The organism is Flaviaestuariibacter flavus, from assembly GCF_004337505.1.
Taxonomy (GTDB): Bacteria; Bacteroidota; Bacteroidia; order Chitinophagales; family Chitinophagaceae; genus Flavisolibacter; species Flavisolibacter flavus.
On sequence record NZ_SJZI01000042.1, the window covers coordinates 822,807 to 847,133 of the forward strand.

Here is a 24,327-nt window from a genome sequence, read left to right on the forward strand (position 1 = left end):
AACAAGATTATGAAACTTCGTCTTCTCATGATGGTTGGATTCATTGCCGGTGGCAGCTATGCAGCAAATGCTGCCAACACCACACCGGGTGCCGGTGACGAGAATGCCCGCAAGAGCGATGTCGCCGGCGGCGTATTTCATCATGAGTCGCACAAGCCCTTGTCGAACGTGACGGTCACCGCGTACAGCGCCAACAAAAAAGAAAAGGTAGTCACTACAACAGCTGCCGGCTCATTCTCTTTCGACGACCTGAAGCCCGGTACCTACACTTTTGTATTTGAAAAAGCAGGTTACCGCAAGGTGGTGCGCGAAAAGACCATCCAGCGCGTCGATCAGGCCTCGGAGCTCAACGTACTGCTTGAAGAACATTCTACCTACGACTTTACTCCCGGCCCGGCGCACTTTTTCGAATTCCAGTGAGATCGTTAGCCGTTAGCCGTGAGCCGTCAGCCCGCAATGCGCGGTAAAGAAGAAAGGATGCCATCGGCATCCTTTCTTCGTAATCAGGCATCAGCGCTCACGGCTAACGACGTGCATCGACGCTACCGAACGCTACCCGGTGCCACACATCCCACCCCTGCCCGTTGTGCTTCAGGATGCTGATATCGGTCGCCGTCCAGCACTCGTGGAATGACTGCTGCCCGAAATGTGCCCAGGCTGCGGCGAAGGCCGCTTTGTGCAGGTCGCGGGTGGCGATGGTAATATGCGGGTGAAAAGGGCGGCTCTCGATCTTGATGCCATATTGATCGCGCGGGCGAAACCAATTGTCGCAGGAGCTCTTCAGGGCTTTCAGCGCTTCATCTGCCACTACGTCGATAAACAGCGTGCGGGGCCGGAAAGCCGAAAAGCCCGACGTGCAAATCTCCAGGGACGGCTGCGTGGCAGCAAAGCTGTTCATGTCGGTGCGCAGGTCTTCTTCGAGCGAAGGGTTCATCCAGAAGGGAGGAAGCAGGGTGATGTGCGCGGGCGATTTGAGCCCGACCTTGCAGCCGTGCTGTTCCCGCATCCATTGCTTCATCGGGAGGATGCGGGCATCGAGTTCGGGAGGCAGCACCAGCGCTGCGTAATATATATGCATAAAAAACGTCCCGCACCAAAGGTACGGGACGAGGCTTCCGCCGGAACCGGCTCCATATCGGGATGCTCAGATGCGATCGTCGCCATTCTGGATGTTCAGGCCTTCGTCGGCGCTCTTCCTCCAGTTGAAGCGCTTGTGCTTGTCGAGGAAGTAGCGGTACTTGTTGTAGATTTCATCGGACTGCTTCTTGCCGTTGAGGTACAGCCCGCCGTCGCGGTGCTCGATCCTGTAGTTGTCTTTATCGATCAGTCCGTCTTTGATCAGGGTCTGCTCAAAAGCCTCGTATTCCTTCATCTCCGCGCGGGCCTTGACGATCTCGACCTTTGCCTTGTCGATCTCAACGCGGGCGCGTTTCATTTCTTCCTGCATGCGGGGCAGCTCGCTCTCGCGCACCCGGGCCATTTCGGTGCGTGCGCGGGCCATCTCGCGGCGGGTGGCAGCGAGTTCTTTCCGCGTGATGTGTTCATTGGCCGCCAGTTCCCGCTCAGCCCGGGCCATCTCGCGCTCGGCGCGGTCAATTTCCGCCCGCGGGGCCTCGGGTGCTGCCGGTGGCGTCGGCAGCTCGATATGGTTGAGCGACTTTTCTGCCCGATCCAGCTCGGCTTCAACGTCGTCGAAGTTGCGGACTTTCTTCTCGGTGCGGGGCGCGGCGGGTGCTTTCGGGGCCTTAGGTGCTTTCGGGGCATCCTGTGCAAAACTTCCCGTTGCGATTAATACAGCTAAAGCGAAGGCAAGGGTCTTCATAATAATGGTTTTGTTGACGAAATGTTTCGTACAATATTACGACTGTTTTCGTAATAAGAAAACGCGGAATCCGGATTTGGAATTTTTTAACAGGCACGCGGAAAACGCGGAAACCACGGAAACAGGGAGGAACGCGCGAAGCGCATTCCTCCCTGTCATTGCGAGCGGAGCGAAGCAAACTCCCCGACCTTAAGACTGACCAAAGCTACCAAGAGCTTCAGTCGCAGAGTTTCCTGGCTCCGGACATCCTGCGTAATTGAGGAGTTTGCTTCGCTCCACTCGCAATGACGCCGAAGGCGTCGCGCAAGCGACGCCTTCGTATAGAGGTAACATCTAACATCTAACATCAGACACCTGACATTTACTTCCGGATCCACTTCACCATCTCCTTCCAGGTCGGCTTTTTGCCGTACAGCAGGATGCCGGTGCGGTAGATTCTTCCGGCAAACCAGGTAGTAAGGAGGAAGCCACCGATAAGGAGGAGCATCGAAAGTCCCAGCTGCCAGTAGGGAACCGTGGAGCCGACGCCGAAGGGAATGCGCGACATCATTACGATGGGCGAAGTGAAGGGAATGAGGCTTGCCCAGGTAGCCAGCGGACTGCTGGGGTCGTTTATTGAGTTGACCATGATAATGATACCAACGATGATCGGCATCGTGATGGGAATGGTCAGGCTTTGCACGTCCTGCGGGTCTTCGTTGACGGCGCTGCCGACGGCCGCGAAGAGCGCCGCGTAAAACAGGTAGCCGCCGAGGAAGTAGAAAAGGAAACAACTGATGACCACCCCCCAGTTAATGGTTGCCATATGGGCCGTAATGGCGCGCATCGCTTCCATCGCCTCGCGGTTCTGGCCGCTCATCGGCATCCCACCTCCCTGCTGCATGCCTTCCGCAACTTCGGGCGACACCATCCCGGTCATGACGGTACCGATAACCGTCAGCAGCACGATCCACATCAGGAACTGCGTAAGGCCCACCGCGCCGATGCCCACGATCTTACCAAGCATCAGCTCGAAGGGGCGCACCGAGGAAACGATGACTTCGGCAATGCGGTTCGTTTTTTCTTCCATCACGCCGCGCATCACCATCATGCCATATACAAACAGCATGATATAAATGAGAAAGGCGGTTATGTAGCCGATGCCGCTCTGCACGTTGAAAGAGCCCTGGTTGGCCTGGCCGATGTCTTCGCGCTTCACCTGGTCGACCGTTACTTTTTCAGCTACCTTCTTGATGGAGTCGATGCGGGCCGGGTCTACCTTCAGCTGCTCGGAGATCATATTGTTCTCCATGGTGCGGGTGATGTCGTTTTCGATACGGTCGTTGGCAAAGCGGCTCAGGCTGTTTTCCGAAATCACCTTGAAGTGATCGGTGTTGTTGATACCCACGCGCGGAGCCAGCAGCAGTGCCGTGTAGCCTTTCTTTACATAGTTGCCGGTATCGGCGCCGGGCTCGAAGCCGTAGGTAACCATCTTGCCGGACTCGAGTCCTTTCTTCAGTACGGAGTTCGGGTCGACGACGGCCACTTTTTCATTGCGCACGTTCTTCATGGTGAAGAAGGTCGTGGTGCCGATCAGCAGCACGAAAACGAGGGGCGTGAGCAGTGTAGAGAGAATAAACGATTTCTTGCGTACCCGGGTAAGGTATTCGCGCTTTATGATGATGGCGATCTTGTTCATGGTTTTGGTTTATGCGTTGAAGGCCTGGAACTGACGGGCGGCAGGCGTGCCTTCCACCAGGCGGATAAAGATGTCGTTGAGCGAAGGCAGCAGCTCGTTGAAGGAGCGTATCGTGCAGCCCTGCTGCATGAAGAACTGCAGCACGGTGTTGGGTGATGCGTCTTCATCCATCCGCACGGTGAGGATCGGCTCGCGCGGCACGGCGCCTACAACGGCGAAGCCGGGTCCTTCGAGGATAGAAGGCAGGCTTTCAAAGCCGATCTGGAAGAGATTTTCTTTGAAGTGTTGCTTTACCTCCCTGATACTGCCGTCAAGGATCTTGCGGCCCTGGTTGACCAGGATGATGTTGTTACAGATTTCTTCCACCTGCTCCATACGGTGGGTGCTGAAGATCACCGTGGCGCCGTCCTGTGCCAGGCGGAAGATCTCTTCCTTGATCACGTTGCTGTTTACGGGGTCGAGGCCGCTGAAGGGTTCGTCGAGGATGATGAGGCGCGGCTTGTGGGCGATGGTGGTGACGAACTGCAGCTTCTGCGACATGCCTTTCGACAGGTCTTCCACTTTTTTATTCCACCAGCTTTGCATCTCCAGGCGCTCAAACCACTCGCGGGTGTGCTTGTAAGCCGCGTCGGAGCTGAGGCCGCGGAGGCGCGCCAGGTAGATCGCCTGCTCGCCTACTTTCATCTTTTTATAAAGTCCGCGCTCCTCGGGCATATAGCCGATGCGGGCGATGTCGCGGATGGGATCGAAGGGCTTGCCTTCGAAGATCACCTCGCCGTGGTCGGGAAGGATGATGCCGGTGATCATGCGGATGAGGGTGGTCTTACCGGCACCGTTGGGGCCAAGCAGTCCGAAGATGCTGCCCGCTTCCACGGAGAAGGAGATGTCGTCGACCGCCTTCTGGGTGGCATAGTGCTTTACGAGGTGACGCAATTCGAGGATCATAGCAGGTTGAAGTTTTAGAGGATGTGAAACTACCCTTAAGTTAAGGCCTCGTGTAAAAATTTTGACAAAAGCCGGGTTCGGGAGGACGAAATGGGCCCGCCCGCTTGGGCATCCCGCCGGAATGGAAGAACTTCGCGCCAAACTTTCTTCATGAAATCTACCCGCCTTTTCGGCTTACTCGCGCTGGCAGTTGTCGCCCTCAGCAGCTGGGGCTTCCTGGTGCACCGCACCACCACGCAGCTTGCCGTTTACCAGCTTCCCGAAAACCTGCAATACTTTTTCCACGAAAACCTCGATTACCTGGTGCGTTATTCGGTGCGTCCCGATCAGCGCCGCAACAGCGATCCGACGGAGGGCCCCAAGCACTTTATCGATATCGAGCGTTTTGGAGCCGATGCGATCAACACGATGCCGCACGACTGGAAGGGCGCCGTGGCGAAGTACGGCGAAGACAGTCTGAAGAAGAACGGCATTGTGCCCTATTGGGTCATCGACCAGAAGAACAAGCTTACGGAGGCTTTCCGTAACGGCAACCGCGACAGCATTCTTTACTATGCGGCCGACCTGGCGCACTATATCGAAGACGCCCATGTTCCCCTTCATACCACCGAGAACCACGACGGGCAGCTGAGCGGACAGAAAGGCATGCATTCGCTCTGGGAAAGCACCATCCCGGAGATCGAGCTCGCCAACTATAACCTTTACGAAGAGCACAAGGCGACCTATATCAAAAAGCCGGAAGAAGCGATCTGGAAAGCGGTGCGTGAATCAAATGCCCTGCTTCCGCAGATGTTCTCACTGGAGAAGGAAGTGACGAAAGAGTTCACCGACTCCACGAAGTACCGCGTACAGATGCGGAACGGCCGCGAGTCGCGCAGCTATTCTTCTGCATTTGCAAAGGCGTATGCCGCACGACTGGGCAACAGCATCAACACCCAGTTGCTGAAAAGCGCGCACCTCGTTTCCGATTTCTGGTACACGGCGTGGGTGGATGCCGGCAAGCCTTCACTGGAAGGTTTGATGAAGGCGCCCCATTCGGCAGAGCAGCGTGCTGCCTGGGCAAAGGAGCTGATCTCTTACAAAACCGGCCAGCTGCTGAAGGATGGACTGTTGCGCGCACGGCAGAACCAGAAAGAAGGCGGAAGTGGTGACTGATTGATTTTAGTTTTAGCTTGATACGACAAAAGCCTCGCAGAGCGAGGCTTTTGTCGTCATTGCGAGCGCAGCGAAGCAACCTCCTAAGTTACGCAGGGTGTTCGAAAAGGAAAGCGTTTACAAGGCGAGTCTCTTACTGCTGCGTTCCGTCTTCAGGTGGGGAGTTTGCTTCGCTGCGCTCGCAATGACAGCTACGCTGTCGCTTCGCTACTTACCAGCGGCTTCACAAACCAACCCCAGAACCTTAGAACCCCAAAACCTCAGAACCTTCTACGCCAAAACCGCCGCTATCTGCGTCGCCACCCGCTCTCCGTCCATCGCGGCGCTAACGATGCCGCCCGCATAGCCGGCGCCCTCGGCGCAGGGGTAGAGGTTGCTTGCCTGGGGATGGGCCAGCGTGTCGTTGTCGCGCGGGATGCGCACCGGTGAAGAGGTGCGCGATTCGGTAGCGACCACCACGGCGTCGTTGGTGAGATAGCCGCGGATCTTGCGACCGAACTCTTTAAAGGCCTGCTGCAGCGAGGCATGAACGAAGCCCGGAAGCACCGAGCGCAGGTCAACGGAATGAATGCCGGGCAGGTAACTGCAGTCGGGCAGGGCAGGGGAGTGGATGCCCTTGGTGAAATCCACCAGGCGCTGCGCCGGCGCTACGAGCTTTCCGCCTCCGGCTGCAAAAGCCTTTTGTTCCACCTCGCTCTGAAAGCCGACGCCGGCCAGCGGTCCCATCTTGCTGTAGGCCTGGATATCGGCTTCGGTGATGTTTACTACGATCCCGCTGTTGGCGTAGGGGTTGTTTCGTTTAGACGGCGACCAGCCGTTAACCACCACCTCGCCGGGCGCCGTGGCGGCGGGGGCGATGATGCCGCCCGGGCACATGCAAAACGAGAAAACCCCACGGCCTTCCACTTGCTGCACGAGGCTGTAAGCCGCCGGCGGCAGCCATTCAGGACGGATATCGCAGTGGTACTGTCCCTGGTCGATGAGTGATTGCGGGTGCTCGATGCGCACGCCGAGGGCAAATGGTTTGAATTCGATTTGCAGCCCTTTTTGCTGCAGCAGCGAAAAGATATCGCGCGCGGAGTGGCCCGTTGCCAGCAGCACCGCGTCGGCAGGCAGCGTGTCGCCGTCGGCGGTGTGCACTTCGGTAACGCGGTCTTTTTCTATTTTGAAACCGGTGAGTTTTTTTTCAAACAGCACCTGTCCGCCGCGGGCGATGATGGCATCGCGGATGGCGGTGATGATGTGCGGCAGCTTGTTGGTGCCGATATGCGGGTGCGCCTCGTAGCGGATGCGGTCGTCGGCGCCGTACTGCACCAGCAGGTCGAGGATGCGCTGCACGTCGCCGCGCTTGGTGCTGCGGGTGTAGAGCTTGCCGTCGCTATAGGTGCCGGCGCCGCCTTCGCCGAAGCAATAGTTGCTTTCGGGGTTCACGACGCCTTCCTTGTTCATCGCCGCCAGGTCGCGGCGGCGGGCGCGTACGTCCTTGCCCCGCTCGAGCACGATGGGACGGATGCCGAGCTCCATAAGACGCAGGGCGGCGAAAAGGCCGGCCGGGCCCGCGCCCACTACGATCACCTGCTTCGGTGCTTTCGAAACGTCGGGAAGTTCCAGTTGAAAGGGTGTCAGCGGAACAAAGGGTTCATCGATAAATACCAGCGCCCTGATCTGGAGCCAGGCCTGGCGGCCGCGGGCGTCGAGCGACTGGCGGAGGCGCTGTACGCCGCTTACCTGGTCGGGTTTGAGTGCAAGTGCTTCCGCAGCATGGCGGCGCACCGACGTTTCATCGGCCGCCTCGGAAGGGCGGATGCGGAGGAGGATCTCTTTGGGCATAGGTCAGGTTTTTATCCTGAAAAATTGTTGCTGCAAAGTTGCGGTTTTCCGGCCAGCCGGAGCTACCAGGCCCTGTTAAAACCGCCGGCAGCAGCAATGGTGCCGGAAGCAGCGAAAACAACACTTTATTATGTTGAAAACTTGTGTACTTTGACCCCGCAAGTTTCCCTTTTTACCCCATGAGTATGTTGACAAAAAGATATCGCGGAGCGCTCTTCCCGGCCCTCCTGCTTTTCGCCTTTTCCTGCCGCTCCGTACAGAAGCCGGTGCGTACGGAATGGGACGGCTACCGCATCACCACGCAGCGGCCGGTCGACAGCGGCCTTGTGCGCCTGCTGCAGCCTTACCGCGACAGCGTAGACCGGAGCATGAATGAAGTGGTGGGCACTGCTGAAAAAGCACTCGATAAAAAACAACCCGAGGGAGCGCTCGGCAATTTCATGGTCGACGCCTTTTTTTATGGTGCTGAAAAATCTTTCGGTATAAAGCCCGACGCTGGTATCCTCAATTATGGTGGCATCCGCCTCACCCAGCTTGCCGCCGGCCCGGTAACGCGCGGCAAGATCTTCGAGCTGATGCCTTTCGACAACCTGCTGGTGCTGCAAAAGGTGCCCGGCTCGGTGTTGCAGGAGTTGCTTGACCTTACCGCGAAAGGCAAGGGCTGGCCGGTGCACGGGATTACCATGGAGATCCGCGACGGCAAGGCTGTCAACGTGATGATCAACGGTGCCCCGCTGGACCCGAACCGCACCTATACCCTGGTAAACTCCGACTATGTAGCCAACGGCGGCGACCAGGCGGCCATGCTCAAGTCGATCCCGCAGCAAAGCGTCGGCTACCTGCAGCGCGATGCGCTGTTCGATTACATCAAATACCTGAAGAGCCAGGGAAAGAATATTACTGCCAACGAAGAAAAACGTGTGTATGTACCCTAGAAGAAAATTCCTGAAGCAGTCTGCACTTGCCGCCGGCGCCTTGTTGCTCGGTCCTTCGATCGCCCGTGCGGCCGAAGAAGCGGATGCGGCCCCGAAGCGCCTCACCATTTTGCATACGAACGATACGCATAGCCGCATCGACCCCTTCCCGATGGATGGCGGCAAGAACCAGGGCCTCGGCGGTGTGGCCGCGCGCAGCGAGCTGATCAAAAAGATCCGCGCCGAGGAGGCAAACGTGCTGCTGCTCGATGCCGGCGATATCTTCCAGGGAACGCCTTACTTCAATATATATAAAGGCGAGCCGGAGATCCGCGCAATGAGCTCCATGGGCTATGATGCCACCACCATCGGTAACCACGACTTCGACGCCGGGCTGGAAGACCTGGCCACGCAGCTTTCCAACCATGCATCTTTCCCGATGATCGTTTCGAACTACGACTTTACGGGAACGCCCATGGAAAACCGCTATGTGCCCTACAGGATCTTCCGCAAGGGCGGCCTCAGGATCGGTGTGCTCGGCGTGGGCATCAACGGCGATGGGCTGATACCGGCAAATCTCTGGGCCAATACAAAGTACCTCGACCCGGTAGAAAAGGCCAACGAAACCGCCGCGAAACTGAAGGCCGAAGGCTGCGACCTGGTGATCTGCCTGTCGCACCTCGGTTATAAATACGATAGCGACAACCGCATCTCCGACCGCAGACTGGCACCGGCAACCGAAAACATCGATCTTATCATCGGCGGGCACACGCACACGTTCATGGAGCAGCCCGAGGTGATGAAAAATAAAAGGGGTGATGATATCCTGATCAACCAGGTAGGCTGGGCGGGCATCCAGCTCGGTCGGCTTGACTTTGTTTTTGAAAAAAAGAAAGGGAAAAATTTGGCAGGTTCGCAGTCGATTTTAGTTACGAAAAAAACAGGATCATAAAAATTTTTTTCTGACTTTCTTTTGGGTCAATTTCGTTCTCCCGACTAAAAAAAATTTAGTTATCCACGGGTTGTGAATTGTGGGCATTGCGTTGATAAAGTCCTAACTCAATATAAACTGCTTGAACTGCATGGAGAAGAATGCTGAACTTGTTTGGAACAATTGCTTGACGATCATCAAAGACATCGTGGAGTGGCAGCATTTCAAAACCTGGTTCGAACCCATCAAGCCGGTTGCGCTGAAGGAGAATGTATTGATCATCCAGGTTCCGAGCCAGTTCTTTTTCGAATACCTCGAGGAGCACTACGTGAACCTGCTGGCCAAGACGCTGAAGCGTGAGCTGGGCAAGGATGCGCAGCTCGAGTACCGCATCATGGTCGATGGCGGCAACAACTACAACAAGCCGGTAACGGTTGATATGGCTGGCCAGGGCTTCAAGTCTTTTGCTGGCAACGAAATGGATTTTCCCCTCGTGATCAACACGCCGGTGAAAAACCCGTTTGTGATTCCCGGTCTGAAGAAGATGCAGATCGACCCGCAGCTCAACCCGAATTACACATTCGATGCTTATATCGAGGGCGACTGCAACCGCGTGGCGCGCCGCGCCGGCAAGACCGTTGCGGAAAAGCCCGGTGCCAACTCCTTCAACCCGCTGGTGATCTATGGTAATGTTGGTCTTGGTAAGACGCACCTCGCACAGGCCATCGGCAACGAGGTAAAGCGCAACCAGCCCAACAAGGTGGTGCTGTATGTTTCTTCCGAGAAATTCATCAACCAGTTCATCGATCACAGCCGCAACCAGGCCATCAACGATTTCATTCACTTCTACCAGATGATCGACGTACTGATCATCGACGACGTGCAGTTCTTCAATAAGGCCGAGAAGTCGCAGGATGCGTTCTTCTCCATCTTCAACCACCTGCACCAGAGCGGCAAGCAGCTCGTGCTCACCTCCGACAAGGCACCCAAAGACCTGGAAGGTGTGCAGGAGCGACTTCTGAGCCGTTTCCGCTGGGGCCTCAGCGCCGACATCCAGGTGCCGGATTACGAGACCCGCATCGAGATCCTCGAACGTAAGATGAAGAACGACGGGCTCGAGATGCCACCGGAAGTGGTGAAATACATCGCTTATAATATCAACAACAACGTGCGTGAGCTCGAAGGCGCGCTCATTTCGCTGCTGGCGCAGAGTTCGCTCAACCGCAAGGAGATCGACCTCGAACTGGCCAAGAAGGTGTTGCGCAACTTCGTGAAGTCGTCGAGCAAGGAGATCACGATCGATACCATCCAGAAGATGGTGTGCGACTACTTCGAGGTGCCCTACGAAAAGCTGCTTCAGAAGACGCGCAAGCGCGAGATCGTACAGGCGCGCCAGATCACGATGTACCTGGCCAAGGCCTTTACGAAAAACTCGCTCAAGAGCATCGGCGAGCACTTCGGCGGCCGCGACCACACTACGGTGATCCACTCCTGCCAGACAGTAAAAGACCTGATGGATACTGATTCGGGTTTCCGGGAACACGTGGTGGAGCTGCAGCAAAAAGTACAGCTGGCCGCACTCTAAAATGCTTTTAAACGGCTTTAATACAAAATGCCTCGCTTACGCGGGGCATTTTTATCGCCGGGTGTGTCCCGGCACTCCTAAGACAGGTATTGCTTAGCCGGTTACTTCCGACTCATCGATCCCGAGTCCGGAAGAAAGGATGACATAGTCCTTGCCTTCAACGCCTCTTACCTTACCGTTGCTCGATTCGCGGCCGTCATCAGTCAGGTGGCGCTCCTGCCTTTTGTTCTTCTTTTCGCCGCGGCCCTCGTTGCTGACGGGGACCTTCGGCTCTTGCTGCTTGTTCTTCATAGTCATGCCGTTTCCTAAAGAGCTACAACAATGGTACCGACCGGCCGAAAAAGAGGCGCATCGTACTTTTTTTAAAGGATTTTTTATTGCGTGTTTTCCTGAAATCCCTATTTTTGCCACCCTGCAAACGGATTGGTGAGGTGGATGAGTGGCTGAAATCAGTAGTTTGCTAAACTGCCGTACGGGTTAAACTGTACCGCGGGTTCGAATCCCGCCCTCACCGCAGTTGAAGAACTGGCCCCGACAACCGTCGGGGCTTTTTCGTGTCCGCAACCGCGCATTGACGCACCCATTGCCGCCGTTTCCGCGCATCTCGCCCGAGTTCCTTAATTTTAGGGTCTATCTACATGCTTATGAGAAGCTTCCTTTTGGCGGCCCTGGTGCTGCTGGCCGCGGTCTCCTGCCGCCGTCTGACCGATTCCACCTCGCCCGCCGTTTATGCAGCACCACAACTGGCTTACGTATATACGGTTGACTCCACCAGTGGCCGTTCCGATACCGTTAACCGGCAATCCATCACTTACGACGCCCAGGGGCGTACCCTTGAGATTGTTGACCTGGGCCTGAACCGTGCCGGCGACACCGCTCATTTTGTTCGCCGCCATTTCGAATACGGCACCGATACGCTCGCGGCCCGCAGCATCGTCTACTGGCACTATTACGGAAGCGGCGGCTACCAGCGTTTCGATACGATCACCTATCGCCACGAGAACGGTGTGCTGGTTTATGACTCGTCGCGCCTGCACCGGGATAACGGCGACGTGGAAACCCGCGTTCGCCGCCGTACCTACCATAGCAGCTATATTGCCGATACCGTCCTGCTGGTTGCGGAAAGCGGGGGCGTGGCGGATACGACGCACCAGGAGTCGCGCAGCTGGCTGACCCGTGTGGGTCTTTATACCCTGCGCCAGCTCGATTCCGTACAGGAATGGCACAATACACCCGATCTTTTCTATCACCGCTACGACCTGAACATTACCCCGAGCGTGGTCCCGAACCCCTTCTATGGCGTGTACAAAATGGTGGGCGACGAGCTGGCAGATCATTACCTGTCGGTCTATTCTTCTGTCGAGTTTTCAGGACCAACGCTTCCGGCACAGACCAGCTCCGATTACCATTATTGGGCAGCCGGTCAGGTTCCCGTGAGCGGGGGAACAGAAACCGTGCAGTACCGGCCCTATGTGCGTGCCGACGGCTTCCCGGTGCGGATAACCGAGATCCGTGGCGGCGGCGGTGTGTCGCAAACGGTGCACCACCTGCTCGTTTACAATTAAGTGCCGAAACACTTTTGATTTATCCTCGCGAAAGGACTAGCTTTGCAGCCCCTTGCCGCTGTTGCGATAGTGGTTTCGGGAAGTAGCGCAGCCCGGTAGCGCACCTGGTTTGGGACCAGGGGGTCGCAGGTTCGAATCCTGTCTTCCCGACAAAAAGAGCGTCTTTGTGACGCTCTTTTTTTATGCCCACTAGCGCATCCCGCCTTGGGCGGGAGGGTCGCAGGTTCGAATCCTGTCTTCCCGACAAAAAGAGCGTCTTTGTGAGGCTCTTTTTTTATGCCCACTAGCGCATCCCGCCTTGGGCGGGAGGGTCGCAGGTTCGAATCCTGTCTTCCAGACAAAAAGAGAGTCATTACGGCTCTCTTTTTTTGCGCCCTGTAGCGCATCCCGCCTTGGGCGGGAGGGTCGCAGGTTCGAATCCTGTCTTCCCGACAATTAAGAACGAAGGAGCTGCAGAAATGTAGCTCCTTTAAATTTTTTACCCGGGCATCATATCGGACAGGGATCATCAATAGGAATCGATTTGCTGCGAAATAACTGGTGTTGAGCGACCCGGCACGGGCGGATCAGGGGCCTCGGCTCCCGCGTAGACGGGCGGGCAGGCGGCAGCTTTGATCCGTTGCGGTAAAAGTCCTGTATCCATATTTAAAGGAGACCATGATGGCGCCATTTTCTTTTAATTCACCCGGTGTAAGATGCCAGAAAAGCTGAACAGAATGATAAACCGGCCATAAGTTGCTACCCGTGTGGGCGTGTATTTTGAGAAAGGTATGCGTTCAGTGCGGCTGTAGGAAAATCTACGACTCATACAACCGACTGGATGGGCTGCGTTAGACGTTGCCGAATGTCGTTGGTGCTTGCGCCACTAAATCAGAATAATGAGAAGAAAAGTTTGTTGCCTGTTGTCATTCCTCGTGATAATCAGTTTTGCATCCAAGGCACAACGTGAAGTTGTTTTACTGGATAAAGACTGGAGATTTATTAAAGCCGATGTGCCTAAGGCAGCAGCCGTCGGATTTGACGATGCACAAGGGGAAAGGGTTTCGGTTCCGCACGACTGGGCCATCAAAGGTCCTTTTGATAAAAACAACGACGCGCAGATTGTAACTGTTACCGAAGACGGTGAAAAGAAGCCTGCCCTGAGAACCGGCAGGACAGGAGGATTACCCTGGACAGGTGTTGGCTGGTACCGGAAAGTATTACCCATACCGGCAAAACAAAAAGGCAGAAGATGTTTTATAGAATTCGACGGCGCCATGAGCCATGCGGTTGTTTACCTGAACGGCGATAGCATTGCTACATGGCCCTATGGTTATGCCTCGTTCTCTTTTGAGTTGACCGATAAAATAAAGCCCGGTCAGAAAAATGTTTTAGCCGTCCGGCTGGAAAACCAGGAAGAGTCCTCGCGCTGGTATCCCGGTGCGGGCATCTACCGCAACGTGCGCCTGGTGTTTACCAACCCGGTGCATGTGCAGCATTGGGGAACTTATATTACCACTCCGGAGGTCAATAATAAACAGGCAACTGTTCATATCAGGACCGGGATACAAAATCAATCGGGCATTGAAAAGCCGGTGACAGTGGTAACAACAATCTTCAATTCCTCCGGAAAACAGGTTGCAGCCAATAAAGTAACGCTTGCTGTCGGCAAGGAAGGAGTGGCGGAACAAAATCTCGCTGTTGGCAATCCTTCACTATGGGATATAGAAACACCTTATTTATACAGAGCTGCCTGCACCTTGGTGGTCGATAATAAGCCGGTTGATGTATTCGAAACTTCGTTTGGCATCCGGACCATTGCGTTCGATAGCAACAATGGATTTTTTTTGAATGGCAGGCAAACAAAAATTAACGGTGTTTGTAATCACCACGACCTTGGGCCTTTGGGTGCAGCCGTTAATTACCGTGCCATTGAAAGGCAATTGCAGTTGCTGAAAGAGATGGGTTGCAATGGCATCCGTACCAGCCACAACCCACCGGCGCCTGAACTGTTGGAGCTATGCGATAAAATGGGTTTTGTGGTGATGGACGAGGCTTTTGACGAATGGAAAATGGCCAAATGCAAAAACGGGTACAACAAGCTTTTCGACCAATGGGCGGAGAAAGACCTGCGGGCGATGATAAAACGCGATCGCAATCATCCGTCTGTCATTCTGTGGAGCATCGGCAATGAAATTGCCGAGCAGAAAAGTCCAAACGGTGCAGCAACCGCAAAGTTCCTGGTTGATATCGCACACGACGAAGACCCGACGCGGCTAACCACGGCAGCTTTCAATAGTTTGGACAACGCTATCAAAAACGGTTTGGCTGATGGGGTGGATGTGGTGGGTTTGAATTACTGGAATTATCGCTTTGCCGAAATTCATAAAGCACATCCCCGGTGGAAATTAATCGGAAGTGAAACGCAGTCAACGGTGAGCAGCCGTGGCGAATACATGTTCCCGGCGGTTGAAAGAAAGAGCGCCAAATACACGAACAGGCAAAGCAGTTCGTACGGCATGGAGGCGCCGGGCTGGGGCAATTCGCCGGATGTTGAATTTGCATGGCTGGACGCGAATGAATATGTGCCCGGCGAATTTGTGTGGACCGGCTTTGATTATTTAGGCGAACCCACCCCTTATAACAACAATTGGCCGTCACATAGCTCTTACTTTGGCATCATTGATCTGGCAGGAATTCCCAAAGACCTTTATTATTTGTATCAAAGTCATTGGGCCGGAGGAAAAGTGTTGCACGTACTTCCACACTGGAACTGGAAGGGTAGGGAAGGAGCGCTTACCCCTGTGCATTGTTATACTTCCTTTCCTTCAGTAGAATTGTTTGTGAATGGCAAAAGCCAGGGAATGCAACGGAAGGATACCACCCGGTATGGCCGTTATCGATTGCGGTGGGATAGTGTTCGGTATGAGCCCGGGGAAATCAAGGTGGTGGCCTACGATGACAATGGAAAGATCGCAGCGACAGAGACCAGAAAGACCGCCGGTGCGCCTTATCAAATCAAGCTCATAGCCGACAGGGCCACTATTCATGCAGGCCAAAAAGACCTTTCTTTTGTTACGGTGAAGCTTTTGGACAAAGAAGGAAATCTATGCCCGGTTGCTTCAAATAACATATCGTTTCAGCTATCCGGGGCCGGCACGATCCGCGGTGTTGCCAACGGCGACGCGACCAATACGCGAGTCCTGTCGGGCACGGAAATACAGCTTTTCAACGGACAATGCATTGTGGTTATTCAATCCGCCGAAAGGGCAGGAAGCGTTCATCTGGTGGCTTCTTCACCGGGATTAGCCCATGCAAAGCTCGATTTAAAAGTAGTACCATAATTGACTGCCATTACTTTTTGCCTCCTGGGTTAAAATGGTTGAATAACCGGCTAATCTGTTGCATCCCGAATTTTCAATTAGTTGCACCTTCAATGTCTTCTGTTCTAATAAAAATAATTATCCTACCCACCACCCATCATTAGTTAAATGAAATATTGCGCGCGAATACTATTCAGCTGTTTTCTTTTGAATGCTTCGGTTACCCATGCACAGAGCGCAGATAACCAGGCTAAAGACGAGCATTCCATGATCAATGTGAAAGAGGAAAAGAATGCAGGGCATTCTACCCATCCCGATGCACAATGGTATCCGAATGCAGGCCTTGGATTGTTCATTCACTGGGGCTTGTCGTCTGTCAAAGATCTGGATGCTTCCTGGCCGATGATACCCGGTCGTGCACTGGCCAATAAAGTATTGGATACAATGGAACTGCTCCGGGTAATCCGGGAAAAGGATTATAACCTTAAAGGCAAGCAGCCGGACATTACACCCAACGAATACTGGGCGATGGCCAAAGAATTCAATCCCGGGAGTTACGATCCCGATAAATGGATCAAGGCAGCTAAAGACGCGGGTTTTACCTATGCCGTTCTCACGACCAAGCATCACGAAGGCTTTGCCATGTGGCCGAGTAATTTTGGAAATTTCAGTACAAAGAACTTCATGGGTGGCCGTGACCTGGTCAAGCCCTTCATTGATGCCTGCCGCAAGTATGGATTAAAAGTCGGCTTGTATTATTCGCCACCCGATTGGTATTTCGATAAAGATTACATGAATTTTTTGTACTACCGCGGACCTCAAAAAAATCCCGGTCTGCCGGTTGTTGATGCGGATTTGAATCCAAGAACCACAAAAAAAACAGCGGAAGAAATTCAACAGCACCAGGCTGAGTTTGCTACCTATGTACGCGGGCAGATAGAAGAAATATTAACCCGCTGGGGCAAGATCGATTTGCTTTGGTTTGATGGAAAAGCACCTATTCCTGACGGCGGCAACCTGATCACACAGGATGAGATCCGCAGGCTGCAGCCTGGCATAGTGATCAACCCTCGTATGCATGGTAAGGGCGATTTTATTACGTTTGAAAGAAATCCTCCCAAAGAAGATCCGGGTGAAGTCTGGGCGGAATTCTGCAATCCGTGGACGGGCAGCTGGGCCAACAGCAATACACGTCCTTTCCGTTCCAATGGCTTTATTCTGGGACAGTTGGTGGCGTGCAAAGCCTGGGGCGTAAATTATCTTTTAGGTGTTGGTCCGAAAGCCGATGGATCTATGCCGGATGCAGTTTACAAAAACATGAAAGTGGTGGAGGAGTGGATGAAGGTAAATGGTGCCGCCTTGCAAAACGCCAAGCAGTTGCCGGTTGGGGAATCGGCTTCCGTTCCCGCTACTGCAAAGGGAAACATCCGATACTTATTTGCCATTCCACAATTCAGGGAGAAAGGCACAAGTGATGAAGATATGTTGCCCGCGACTGATACAACACTGGTTTTAAAAACTACCATGAAGCCGAAAGCGGTGAAATTGTTAGGCGCTGCCAAGGCCCTGAATTTCGCTTTCAATAATAACGAGATCTCGATTGAGTTGCCTGCTTCCCTTCGTACCAGGCTGGTAGATGTTGTGCAGGTAGAATTATGATTAAGCCATGAAGTTTAATAACTATATCCTGACGTCTTCTTTGTCAATTCTTGCCTTCGCTGCCCATGCACAGGTGAAAGAAAATGCTGCTGCCCGGGTTGAACACAGCATGATAAGTGTGGATGAGCAGAAATCAGGTGTTTCGCATACCACGCATCCGGATGCGCAGTGGTATCCCACTGCGGGCCTGGGTTTGTTCATTCATTGGGGATTGTCGTCGGTGAAAGATCTTGATGCATCGTGGCCGATGATTACAGGCTGGGGACTTGCATCCATTAAACTGGATAGTGCAGAGATGGCACGGGTTATCCGGGAGCGTCAGTACAACATCAACGATTCGCGCCCGGTGCTGACGCCCAATGAATACTGGGCGATGGCGAAAGAGTTCAATCCCGGGAATTATGATCCTGATAAATGGATGAAAGCGGCTAAAGCAGCAGGCTTTACGTATGCTGTATTGACCACCAAACACCACGAAGGCTTTGCGATGTGGCCCAGCAAGTTTGGAAACTTTAATACCAAAAACTTCATGGGCGGGCGTGACCTTGTAAAACCCTTTATTGAAGCTTGTCGCAAATACCGTATCAAAGTCGGTTTGTATTTTTCACCACCCGATTGGTATTTTGAAAAGGAGTACAAGAGCTTTCGCCGGCCATCACCCAACAATCCTGATTTCCCCGAACTGGATGCCGACCTGAATCCCCGCACCGCAAAACCCGATCCTGAAAAGTTAATGAGACACAAAGCGGCCTATGCGGCCATGGTGCGGGGGCAGATCCTGGAATTGCTGACCAACTATGGCAAGATCGATTTACTGTGGTTTGATGGCAAGGCTCCAATTGATGATCCCACCACCGTTGTGACCCTGGAAGAGATCAGGAAACTGCAGCCCGGGATTGTCATCAATCCCCGCATGCACGGAACGGGCGATTTCAAAACATTTGAGAGAACACCGCCGTCAAAGGATCCGGGTGATATCTGGGCGGAGTTCTGCAATCCGTGGACAGGTAGCTGGGCCAACAGCAACACGCTTCCTTTTCGTTCCAATGCATTTATGCTCGGGCAGTTTGTTACCATGCGTTCGTGGGGCGTGAACTACCTGCCAAGTGTTGGTCCCAAAGCCGATGGCTCCTTGCCGGAGGCTGTTTACCAGAACATGAAGGTGGTAGCGGATTGGATGAAGACAAATGGCAAAGCGGTGAAGCATGTTACCCAGTTGCCTGCTGATGAATGGTCTTCCGTTCCTGCCACGGCAAGTGACAATCTTCGTTTTTTGTTTGCCATTCCCGCGTTTAAAGACAAGGGCATGTATGAGAAAGACCGGCTTGCGGCTGCGGATACTTCACTCGTTTTCAAAACATCCAGCAAACCGCGATCCGTTTTGCTGTTAGGCAGCGGAAAGAAATTAAAATACACTTACGCCGGTAACCAGATGGTGATTGATTTACCTGCAGCGTTACGGAGCAATTTGGTAGATGTGGTACAGGTAACGTTTTAATCCTGTTCAGGCAGAACGAAGAAAAAAATTTTGTGATGGTCTGATGCTGCGCTTAGTTGAAAAATGATTACTGAATGAATATGAAAAGAATCTTCATCATGCTGTCTTGTTGCTGGATGGGAACAAATCTTTCCGCACAGAATATGTTGGTTGAAGAACTTCATGGTCCTGTCAGCAGCAATGAAGTTGCTTCTTTCAAAGCATTTGTCGGGCATACGCAACCTTCCCTGGATAATATTGGTAACGATTGGGTGTATGGCGGCAGCGGAAGCACAATGGAAGCGTTGGGGATGATGTATGAGACAACGAACGATACTTCCATTCTGAATAAAATGATCCGGTTTGCGGATGTTGCCTTGCACATTCGCAACGACGCCGATACCGGCCGGGTTTTATGGACAGGCAAAAGGGAGTTGTGCTGGCCGAACAAAGCTGTTAACGCAGAAGATGCGGGCTATTCCGGCTCTGAAAACGGTGATGTCATCGCTCACATCGCGTATTGTGCACAGCTGGTTATCCGGAATAAAAAGCTATGGAATCACCCGGTCTCAATCGGCGACGCCTACCAATTCGGCGGTACCTATTTAGCGAGAGCTAAAAAATACATCGCGGAATTAAACAGGACGATCGACCGTTACATTCTCCCCAACTTTATTCAAAAAAACAGTTATCGTTTTTATTGGCCGCAGAATGAAAAATGGCAGGCATTGGGAGCACGCTATAAAAAGGATGCCGGCAAGCCCATCCCGTGGAATCAGCAGGCAATGCTGGCGGGCGGGTTTCAGCGCCTGGCTGAATGTCATGAACTTTTAAAGGAACAGGTTCAACGGGTAGCTTTATACGACAGGATCGTGAAAGCTTATTCGGATTGGTTTATCAGTCAGCTGGTGCCCTATGAAGCAGGAGGCCATACCTGTTATAAATGGAGTTATGCGGTGAATGATACAGCCTTGAAATACATGGAGGATCAGGGTCATGGTGGTTATGATGTTTGGGGTATCTGCCGGGCTTATTACAGGAAAGCCTACGGTGTCGGGAATGATGTGATGCAGCGATTGGCCAACACCGTGCACTATGTTATGTACCAGGGCAACGGTCTTTTTTCGAAAAGGGTGGATGGGAAGAACGGTACGCAAAAGTATTTGGGTGCTTCGTATTTGTGTCTTGCCGGGTTTCAACCGGAACTCTACGACATCCTTGCTTCAGCCGATCTGGAACAAGCAAAGACAAAAGCAAACTACTTCGCACAGATAATTTTCAGCAGACAGCAACTGGCTTTAAATGCAAAGCTGGAAAAATAACATAGACGCGTCTGAGGCAGGTGGCTGGTGTTGTCTGAAAACACCCCTTTCCATTCGCTACTGCCCGCATTCACGAAGGGCAGGCAAAGTGCTTGGATTAAACAGGCTTCTTTCCGTGGCTATTCTTAGCCGGAAGATCCCGCTCCTTTAGCTTTTTTTTCGCTCACCCGGGGTAAGGCAAAATAGATATATAACAATATGATGGGTATGATGCTGAAAGGAACGCTCCACAGGCAAATGATCAGGGCCGCCAGGTGCAGCGCCGGGGCAATTGCATACTCCTTAGTAAGCGAGCGAAGGAGTCGCCTATCTGCATCGTCTTCTATCAGTTCTTCATGCCTGTTTGCGTACCACCAGGTCAGATTGTAAAACAGGGTCATCAGCACCAGGGTTGCATGGTAGATCAAGGCGGCCGTTCGCTCGTCGGGCTTGCCCACATGACGTGCCAATAACCCGGTGGTAAACGACTGCAGGGTGACAAACATCAGAAAAAAAGTGTTCAGGATCAGCAGGTACTGGTCGGTTTGCCTGATATAGATAAACATGTTGTGATGGTTGGACCACGCGATGCATATAAACAGGAAGGATGCGGCGAAGGCAGCATAATGCGGCCATTGGTCGGCGATGGCCTTCAGCAGGCTTGTTTCGGTTTCTGGCTTGGGCAACTCGGTAGCCAGCAATGTTGCCGCGATGGCCAGAACGGCGTCGCTGAAATACTCGAGCCGGTCTGTTGGCCGATGATTGTGCATAGGAACCGTTTAAGATTCAACAATTGTATTACCATAACAGATTCGCAACTCCACCTGCATTTTGACAGGCCTGTTTCAAAACTGCCTCGCTATTGCTCCTTGCAGCGAAATGACATTTAGCCACCACTTCAGTTCACCTTCTGTTGGTATCAGGTGGTGGGATTTTATGTTCTAAGGTTTTAAGCAACTTTTGCTTAAGCTGCCTGAAGGCCCCGATAAAAGCATAAATATTATCCTCCAGCACATTGTGCTCTTCCCTGAAAAGGCCGTCATCTTTGTTATCGGCATTCCGGACCATTTTTCCTACATGGTCCAGGTGTGTATCGGCCTGGTCCCTGAGCGTGCGTATTTGCTGGCGGGTATCGTTCAGCATTTGTCTCAACGCTTCACCTTGCTGATCCCTGCCTTCGTACCGTGTGATCAGGTTGTCAAAGAACCGTAGCTCTTCTTCATAGAAAGCCAGTTCCTCTTTCCAGTATTCGGTTAGTGAGTACAACTCCTGCCAGGGCGCTCCCGTCAGGTAGTCTCGATTAGGGCGTAGCCGGTATTCAAGTAATTTCATTATTGCTCCAATTTTAAGTGAAAGGATGTTGTTTGCGTTTGGGATTATACTGTAGACAAGCCAGGAGTCAATTGGCGATGATAATCGGTCATACTCCAGCTCATAACCTGCCATTCCTGTAAATGGCCGAAAATTCAGTGCCAGACAATCATTTGCCGTAAAAAATCATTTTGTTTTACTGGAAAGGTTGCGCCCTTTTCGGGCAAAGGGCTAAACGATTATTCAGCAGGATACCTGTTTGTGGGAGGATGAGTTATATTGAATCAGGCGATCGAAAGACAAAGAGTCTGAGCAAGGGGTGTGAGGTGTAGAACATTAAAGAGGGGTGAAAACCTCGAACAGATGGGCCGCGATAATCATGGAAACATTTAAAAAGCAATATCCAGGTGCTGTGGATTTCTTTTTGAGTGCATGAAGAAACACAGCTAACTTCATTAACCCTTCTCGTTTAGAATGGGATGCAATTTTCTGCTTTAGTTTTTGATCAGCTAATATGGAAGATAAAGTACCGTCAACTCAGGATCAAAATCTCTCTGAGGTTCTTGACCGGATTACCGATGGCTTCTACGCGATCGACCCGGATGGAACGGTGCTTTACTGGAACAAAGCTGCCGAAGAAATGCTTGGAAAAAAGAAGGATGAGGTGATTGGTAGATCGCTTTGGAACTGTTTTCCGGAGGCCCAGGCGCTTAACTTTTACACGCTTTATCATCAGGCATTCCAGGAACAAAGAACCATTCACTTTGAAGGCTACTACCCCCCACGGGACATTTGGGCGGAAGTAAGCGTGTATCCTTCTGCAAACGGGCTTTCCGTATATTTTAAAAACATCAATGAACGCAAGCGGCTCGAAAGGGAGTTGCTCGAGCACCAGCACGGACTGACCGCTGCGATTATTGCGGCGCAGGAACAAGAGCGCTCGCTCATCAGTCAGGAACTACACGACAACGTCAACCAGTTGCTTACCTCGGCAAAACTTTATGCCGGTTTAGCCCGTGACGGCGTTGGCGCTGCTGTAGAAATGATCGCAAAGTCCGTCGCCTTGATCCAGGCGGCCATCGATGAAATCCGCAAACTTTCCGGTCAGCTCTCCGCCTCGTTTGTCAGCTCGGAAGAATTGGAAGATACCCTGGCAGAATTGATAGATACCGTGGCGACCGGCAACCAGCTGGAAATCACATTCCATTCAGAGCTTTCCAATCCATTTCCTGAAAATGAAAATATTAAGCTTGCCGTGTACCGTATTTTACAGGAACAGCTGACCAACGTGGTCAAACATGCAGATGCGAAGCATGTGGAGGTCACCTTGCGTCAAAGTCAGGACAAGCTGACCCTTGTAGTTGCGGATGACGGCAAAGGGTTCGATACCGCACAAAAGTCAGCGGGAATCGGGCTCCGGAACATGCGCACGCGGGCGGAGAGTTTAATGGGCCTTTTCTCCATTGCCAGTCAGCCCGGTAAAGGAAGCACCTTGTTTGTGCAGTTGCCATTACAAGCTCTATAGCGCAAGGGCTCTATAGGCCGGCGGAAGAACTATAATAGTTGGTCTCCGCCTGCTTCGATAAAGAATCCCTGTTTCCCCGGGGCGCCTCATCTCCAATGCATTTCTGTCCGCTACTTTATTCATCTGTATCGCCGTAAAACCGGAGCCTGTTTTTTAATCGGTATATTCTTTCCTGTGCCTCCTCGAGCCTTTTTAGTATATGCCGGATGACATCTATCCCTTCTATATTTACATTAAGGTCATAATGTAAACGGATCATTTGTTCCACTTCAACAAGTTGCGAAAGGGGAAGCAATATATCCTCTTCAACAGTGGTCAGTTCGATCAAACCCTGGTCATAAAGCGAGCGGATGAAAGCCTTCTCAATATTGAGATGCGTACAAAACTCCTCCACCGAAATGTAATGCTCGTCCTGCATATGCCTTATCTTAAATTAGACAGTTCTGTAAATAGTTCTGTTTCTCTTTCACTTAGGTTTGTCGGGATCTTTACCTTGTACGTCACATACAGGTCTCCAAATTTGTCCTCCTGCTTGTATAGCGGAAACCCTTTTCCTTTAATTCTGACCTTTGTGTCGTTCTGCGTACCGGCAGGGACTTTGAGCTTTATCTTGCCGCTCATCGTGTCTACTGTTGTTTCACCACCCAGCACGGCGGTATATAAATCAATTTCTGCTGTCGTATACAAGTCGTTGCCGTGGCGCTTGAACCGCGGGTCTTCATCGATATGAAAAGTGATGTAGAGGTCGCCGTTTGGCCCGCCATTCGCGCCCGGTCCGCCATGTCCTTTTAATTTTATCTTTTGGCCGTCCTCAATGCCGGCCGGAATGGTGATGCGGATATTTCTGCCATCTACGGTTAAGGTCTGCTGGTGTGTGGTATAGGCTTCCCGAAGTGGCACGTGCAGTTCCGCCTGGTAGTCGGCGCCTCTGAATTTTTGTTCCTGCCTCCTGCTTCCGCCCATTCCTCCAAAAAGCGATTCAAAGAACTCGGAAAAATCTCCCTCCGCAAATTGCCCACCAAAGTGGCCAGCCCTGCCTTCAGAGTTGTGCTGGCTGTACGGTCGCTGCTGCCTGGCTTTTTCAAACCCTTCGGCATGCTTCCAGTCCTTACCATACTGGTCGTATTTTTTTCGCTTTTCAGGATCGCTGAGCACTTCATTGGCTTCATTGATCTGCTGGAACTTCCGCTTTGCTTCGGTATTGTCGGGATTCACATCCGGATGGTACTGCCGGGCCAGCTTGCGATAGGCTTTCCGGATGTCGCCGGGAGAGGCGTTTTTGTTGACTCCCAATGCCTGGTAATAATCTATAAAGTCCATGGTCTCG

General features: G+C 52.7%; 21 protein-coding genes and 2 tRNA genes. 13 read left to right on the forward strand and 10 right to left on the reverse strand.

What is annotated here, in order from left to right; genetic code table 11:
• The first annotated feature begins 9 nt into the window (after window positions 1-9).
• On the forward strand, window positions 10-420 hold the full coding sequence (locus EPD60_RS11360; protein WP_131449563.1) for a carboxypeptidase-like regulatory domain-containing protein: 411 nt from the start codon (window positions 10-12) through the stop codon (window positions 418-420).
• A 103-nt stretch (window positions 421-523) separates the two neighbouring features.
• Here EPD60_RS11360 and EPD60_RS11365 read toward each other — a convergent pair whose 3' ends face one another.
• The 4 genes from EPD60_RS11365 to EPD60_RS11380 all read right to left on the reverse strand — a co-directional run bounded on the left by EPD60_RS11365 (window position 524) and on the right by EPD60_RS11380 (window position 4,445).
• A complete protein-coding gene (locus tag EPD60_RS11365; protein WP_131449564.1) occupies window positions 524-1,078 on the reverse strand; it encodes a 2'-5' RNA ligase family protein in 555 nt (184 codons plus the stop codon).
• Window positions 1,079-1,144: 66 nt separating this feature from the next.
• The gene (locus tag EPD60_RS11370) at window positions 1,145-1,822 is read right to left on the reverse strand and encodes a hypothetical protein (protein ID WP_131449565.1); all 678 of its coding nucleotides are present in this window, start codon (window positions 1,820-1,822) and stop codon (window positions 1,145-1,147) included.
• Window positions 1,823-2,183: 361 nt separating this feature from the next.
• A complete protein-coding gene (locus EPD60_RS11375) occupies window positions 2,184-3,500 on the reverse strand; it encodes an ABC transporter permease (RefSeq protein ID WP_131449566.1) in 1,317 nt (438 codons plus the stop codon).
• A 9-nt stretch (window positions 3,501-3,509) separates the two neighbouring features.
• Window positions 3,510-4,445 (reverse strand): ABC transporter ATP-binding protein, encoded by a 936-nt coding sequence (locus tag EPD60_RS11380; protein ID WP_131449567.1) that lies wholly within the window; start codon window positions 4,443-4,445, stop codon window positions 3,510-3,512.
• Between the two features lie 150 nt (window positions 4,446-4,595).
• Between EPD60_RS11380 and EPD60_RS11385 the strand changes: the two genes are divergently transcribed.
• Complete coding sequence (locus EPD60_RS11385; protein WP_131449568.1) at window positions 4,596-5,600, forward strand: zinc dependent phospholipase C family protein; 1,005 nt, start codon at window positions 4,596-4,598, stop codon at window positions 5,598-5,600.
• Window positions 5,601-5,870: 270 nt separating this feature from the next.
• Here EPD60_RS11385 and EPD60_RS11390 read toward each other — a convergent pair whose 3' ends face one another.
• Entirely contained in the window at window positions 5,871-7,430 is a 1,560-nt protein-coding gene (locus tag EPD60_RS11390; RefSeq protein WP_131449569.1) for an NAD(P)/FAD-dependent oxidoreductase, read from the reverse strand.
• Window positions 7,431-7,615: 185 nt separating this feature from the next.
• Here EPD60_RS11390 and EPD60_RS11395 point away from each other — a divergent pair, with 185 nt between their 5' ends.
• From EPD60_RS11395 to dnaA, 3 genes are all read left to right on the forward strand, one after another.
• Window positions 7,616-8,365: a 5'-nucleotidase C-terminal domain-containing protein gene (locus EPD60_RS11395; RefSeq protein ID WP_165871513.1), complete on the forward strand. Its 750-nt coding sequence runs from the start codon at window positions 7,616-7,618 to the stop codon at window positions 8,363-8,365.
• Window positions 8,355-9,296 (forward strand): bifunctional metallophosphatase/5'-nucleotidase, encoded by a 942-nt coding sequence (locus EPD60_RS11400; RefSeq protein ID WP_131449571.1) that lies wholly within the window; start codon window positions 8,355-8,357, stop codon window positions 9,294-9,296. The genes EPD60_RS11395 and EPD60_RS11400 overlap by 11 nt, the downstream gene beginning before the upstream one ends.
• A gap of 130 nt (window positions 9,297-9,426) precedes the next feature.
• Window positions 9,427-10,860, forward strand: coding sequence for a chromosomal replication initiator protein DnaA (gene dnaA / locus EPD60_RS11405; RefSeq protein ID WP_131449572.1), 1,434 nt, complete (start codon window positions 9,427-9,429; stop codon window positions 10,858-10,860).
• Window positions 10,861-10,953: 93 nt separating this feature from the next.
• Here the strand turns inward: dnaA and EPD60_RS11410 are convergent, their stop codons facing one another.
• Window positions 10,954-11,151, reverse strand: a complete 198-nt coding sequence (locus EPD60_RS11410; protein ID WP_131449573.1) for a hypothetical protein — start codon at window positions 11,149-11,151, stop codon at window positions 10,954-10,956.
• A 134-nt stretch (window positions 11,152-11,285) separates the two neighbouring features.
• On the opposite strand from EPD60_RS11410, the gene EPD60_RS11415 reads away from it, so the two are divergent.
• The 7 genes from EPD60_RS11415 to EPD60_RS11445 all read left to right on the forward strand — a co-directional run bounded on the left by EPD60_RS11415 (window position 11,286) and on the right by EPD60_RS11445 (window position 20,185).
• A tRNA-Ser gene (locus EPD60_RS11415) sits at window positions 11,286-11,374 on the forward strand.
• A gap of 130 nt (window positions 11,375-11,504) precedes the next feature.
• Complete coding sequence (locus EPD60_RS11420; protein WP_131449574.1) at window positions 11,505-12,425, forward strand: hypothetical protein; 921 nt, start codon at window positions 11,505-11,507, stop codon at window positions 12,423-12,425.
• Window positions 12,426-12,501: 76 nt separating this feature from the next.
• Window positions 12,502-12,575 (forward strand) — tRNA-Pro (locus tag EPD60_RS11425).
• A 728-nt stretch (window positions 12,576-13,303) separates the two neighbouring features.
• Complete coding sequence (galB, locus tag EPD60_RS11430) at window positions 13,304-15,748, forward strand: beta-galactosidase GalB (RefSeq protein ID WP_131449575.1); 2,445 nt, start codon at window positions 13,304-13,306, stop codon at window positions 15,746-15,748.
• A 246-nt stretch (window positions 15,749-15,994) separates the two neighbouring features.
• Window positions 15,995-17,386 carry an alpha-L-fucosidase gene (locus tag EPD60_RS11435; protein WP_243647816.1) on the forward strand — a complete coding sequence of 464 codons (1,392 nt, stop codon included), beginning with the start codon at window positions 15,995-15,997 and terminating at the stop codon, window positions 17,384-17,386.
• A gap of 7 nt (window positions 17,387-17,393) precedes the next feature.
• Window positions 17,394-18,884 carry an alpha-L-fucosidase gene (locus EPD60_RS11440; RefSeq protein ID WP_131449577.1) on the forward strand — a complete coding sequence of 497 codons (1,491 nt, stop codon included), beginning with the start codon at window positions 17,394-17,396 and terminating at the stop codon, window positions 18,882-18,884.
• An 80-nt stretch (window positions 18,885-18,964) separates the two neighbouring features.
• Window positions 18,965-20,185 (forward strand): hypothetical protein, encoded by a 1,221-nt coding sequence (locus tag EPD60_RS11445; protein WP_131449578.1) that lies wholly within the window; start codon window positions 18,965-18,967, stop codon window positions 20,183-20,185.
• Window positions 20,186-20,310: 125 nt separating this feature from the next.
• On the opposite strand, the gene EPD60_RS11450 is transcribed toward EPD60_RS11445, so the two are convergent.
• Both EPD60_RS11450 and EPD60_RS11455 read right to left on the reverse strand, forming a co-directional pair.
• On the reverse strand, window positions 20,311-20,934 hold the full coding sequence (locus EPD60_RS11450) for a TMEM175 family protein (protein ID WP_131449579.1): 624 nt from the start codon (window positions 20,932-20,934) through the stop codon (window positions 20,311-20,313).
• A gap of 133 nt (window positions 20,935-21,067) precedes the next feature.
• Window positions 21,068-21,496 carry a hypothetical protein gene (locus EPD60_RS11455; RefSeq protein WP_131449580.1) on the reverse strand — a complete coding sequence of 143 codons (429 nt, stop codon included), beginning with the start codon at window positions 21,494-21,496 and terminating at the stop codon, window positions 21,068-21,070.
• 493 nt (window positions 21,497-21,989) lie between these two features.
• On the opposite strand from EPD60_RS11455, the gene EPD60_RS11460 reads away from it, so the two are divergent.
• Window positions 21,990-23,000 (forward strand): PAS domain-containing sensor histidine kinase, encoded by a 1,011-nt coding sequence (locus EPD60_RS11460; RefSeq protein ID WP_131449581.1) that lies wholly within the window; start codon window positions 21,990-21,992, stop codon window positions 22,998-23,000.
• 115 nt (window positions 23,001-23,115) lie between these two features.
• On the opposite strand, the gene EPD60_RS11465 is transcribed toward EPD60_RS11460, so the two are convergent.
• Together EPD60_RS11465 and EPD60_RS11470 are read right to left on the reverse strand one after the other, a co-directional pair.
• A complete protein-coding gene (locus tag EPD60_RS11465) occupies window positions 23,116-23,418 on the reverse strand; it encodes a chaperone modulator CbpM (protein WP_131449582.1) in 303 nt (100 codons plus the stop codon).
• A gap of 5 nt (window positions 23,419-23,423) precedes the next feature.
• Window positions 23,424-24,320 carry a DnaJ C-terminal domain-containing protein gene (locus tag EPD60_RS11470; protein WP_131449583.1) on the reverse strand — a complete coding sequence of 299 codons (897 nt, stop codon included), beginning with the start codon at window positions 24,318-24,320 and terminating at the stop codon, window positions 23,424-23,426.
• Window positions 24,321-24,327: the final 7 nt, after the last annotated feature.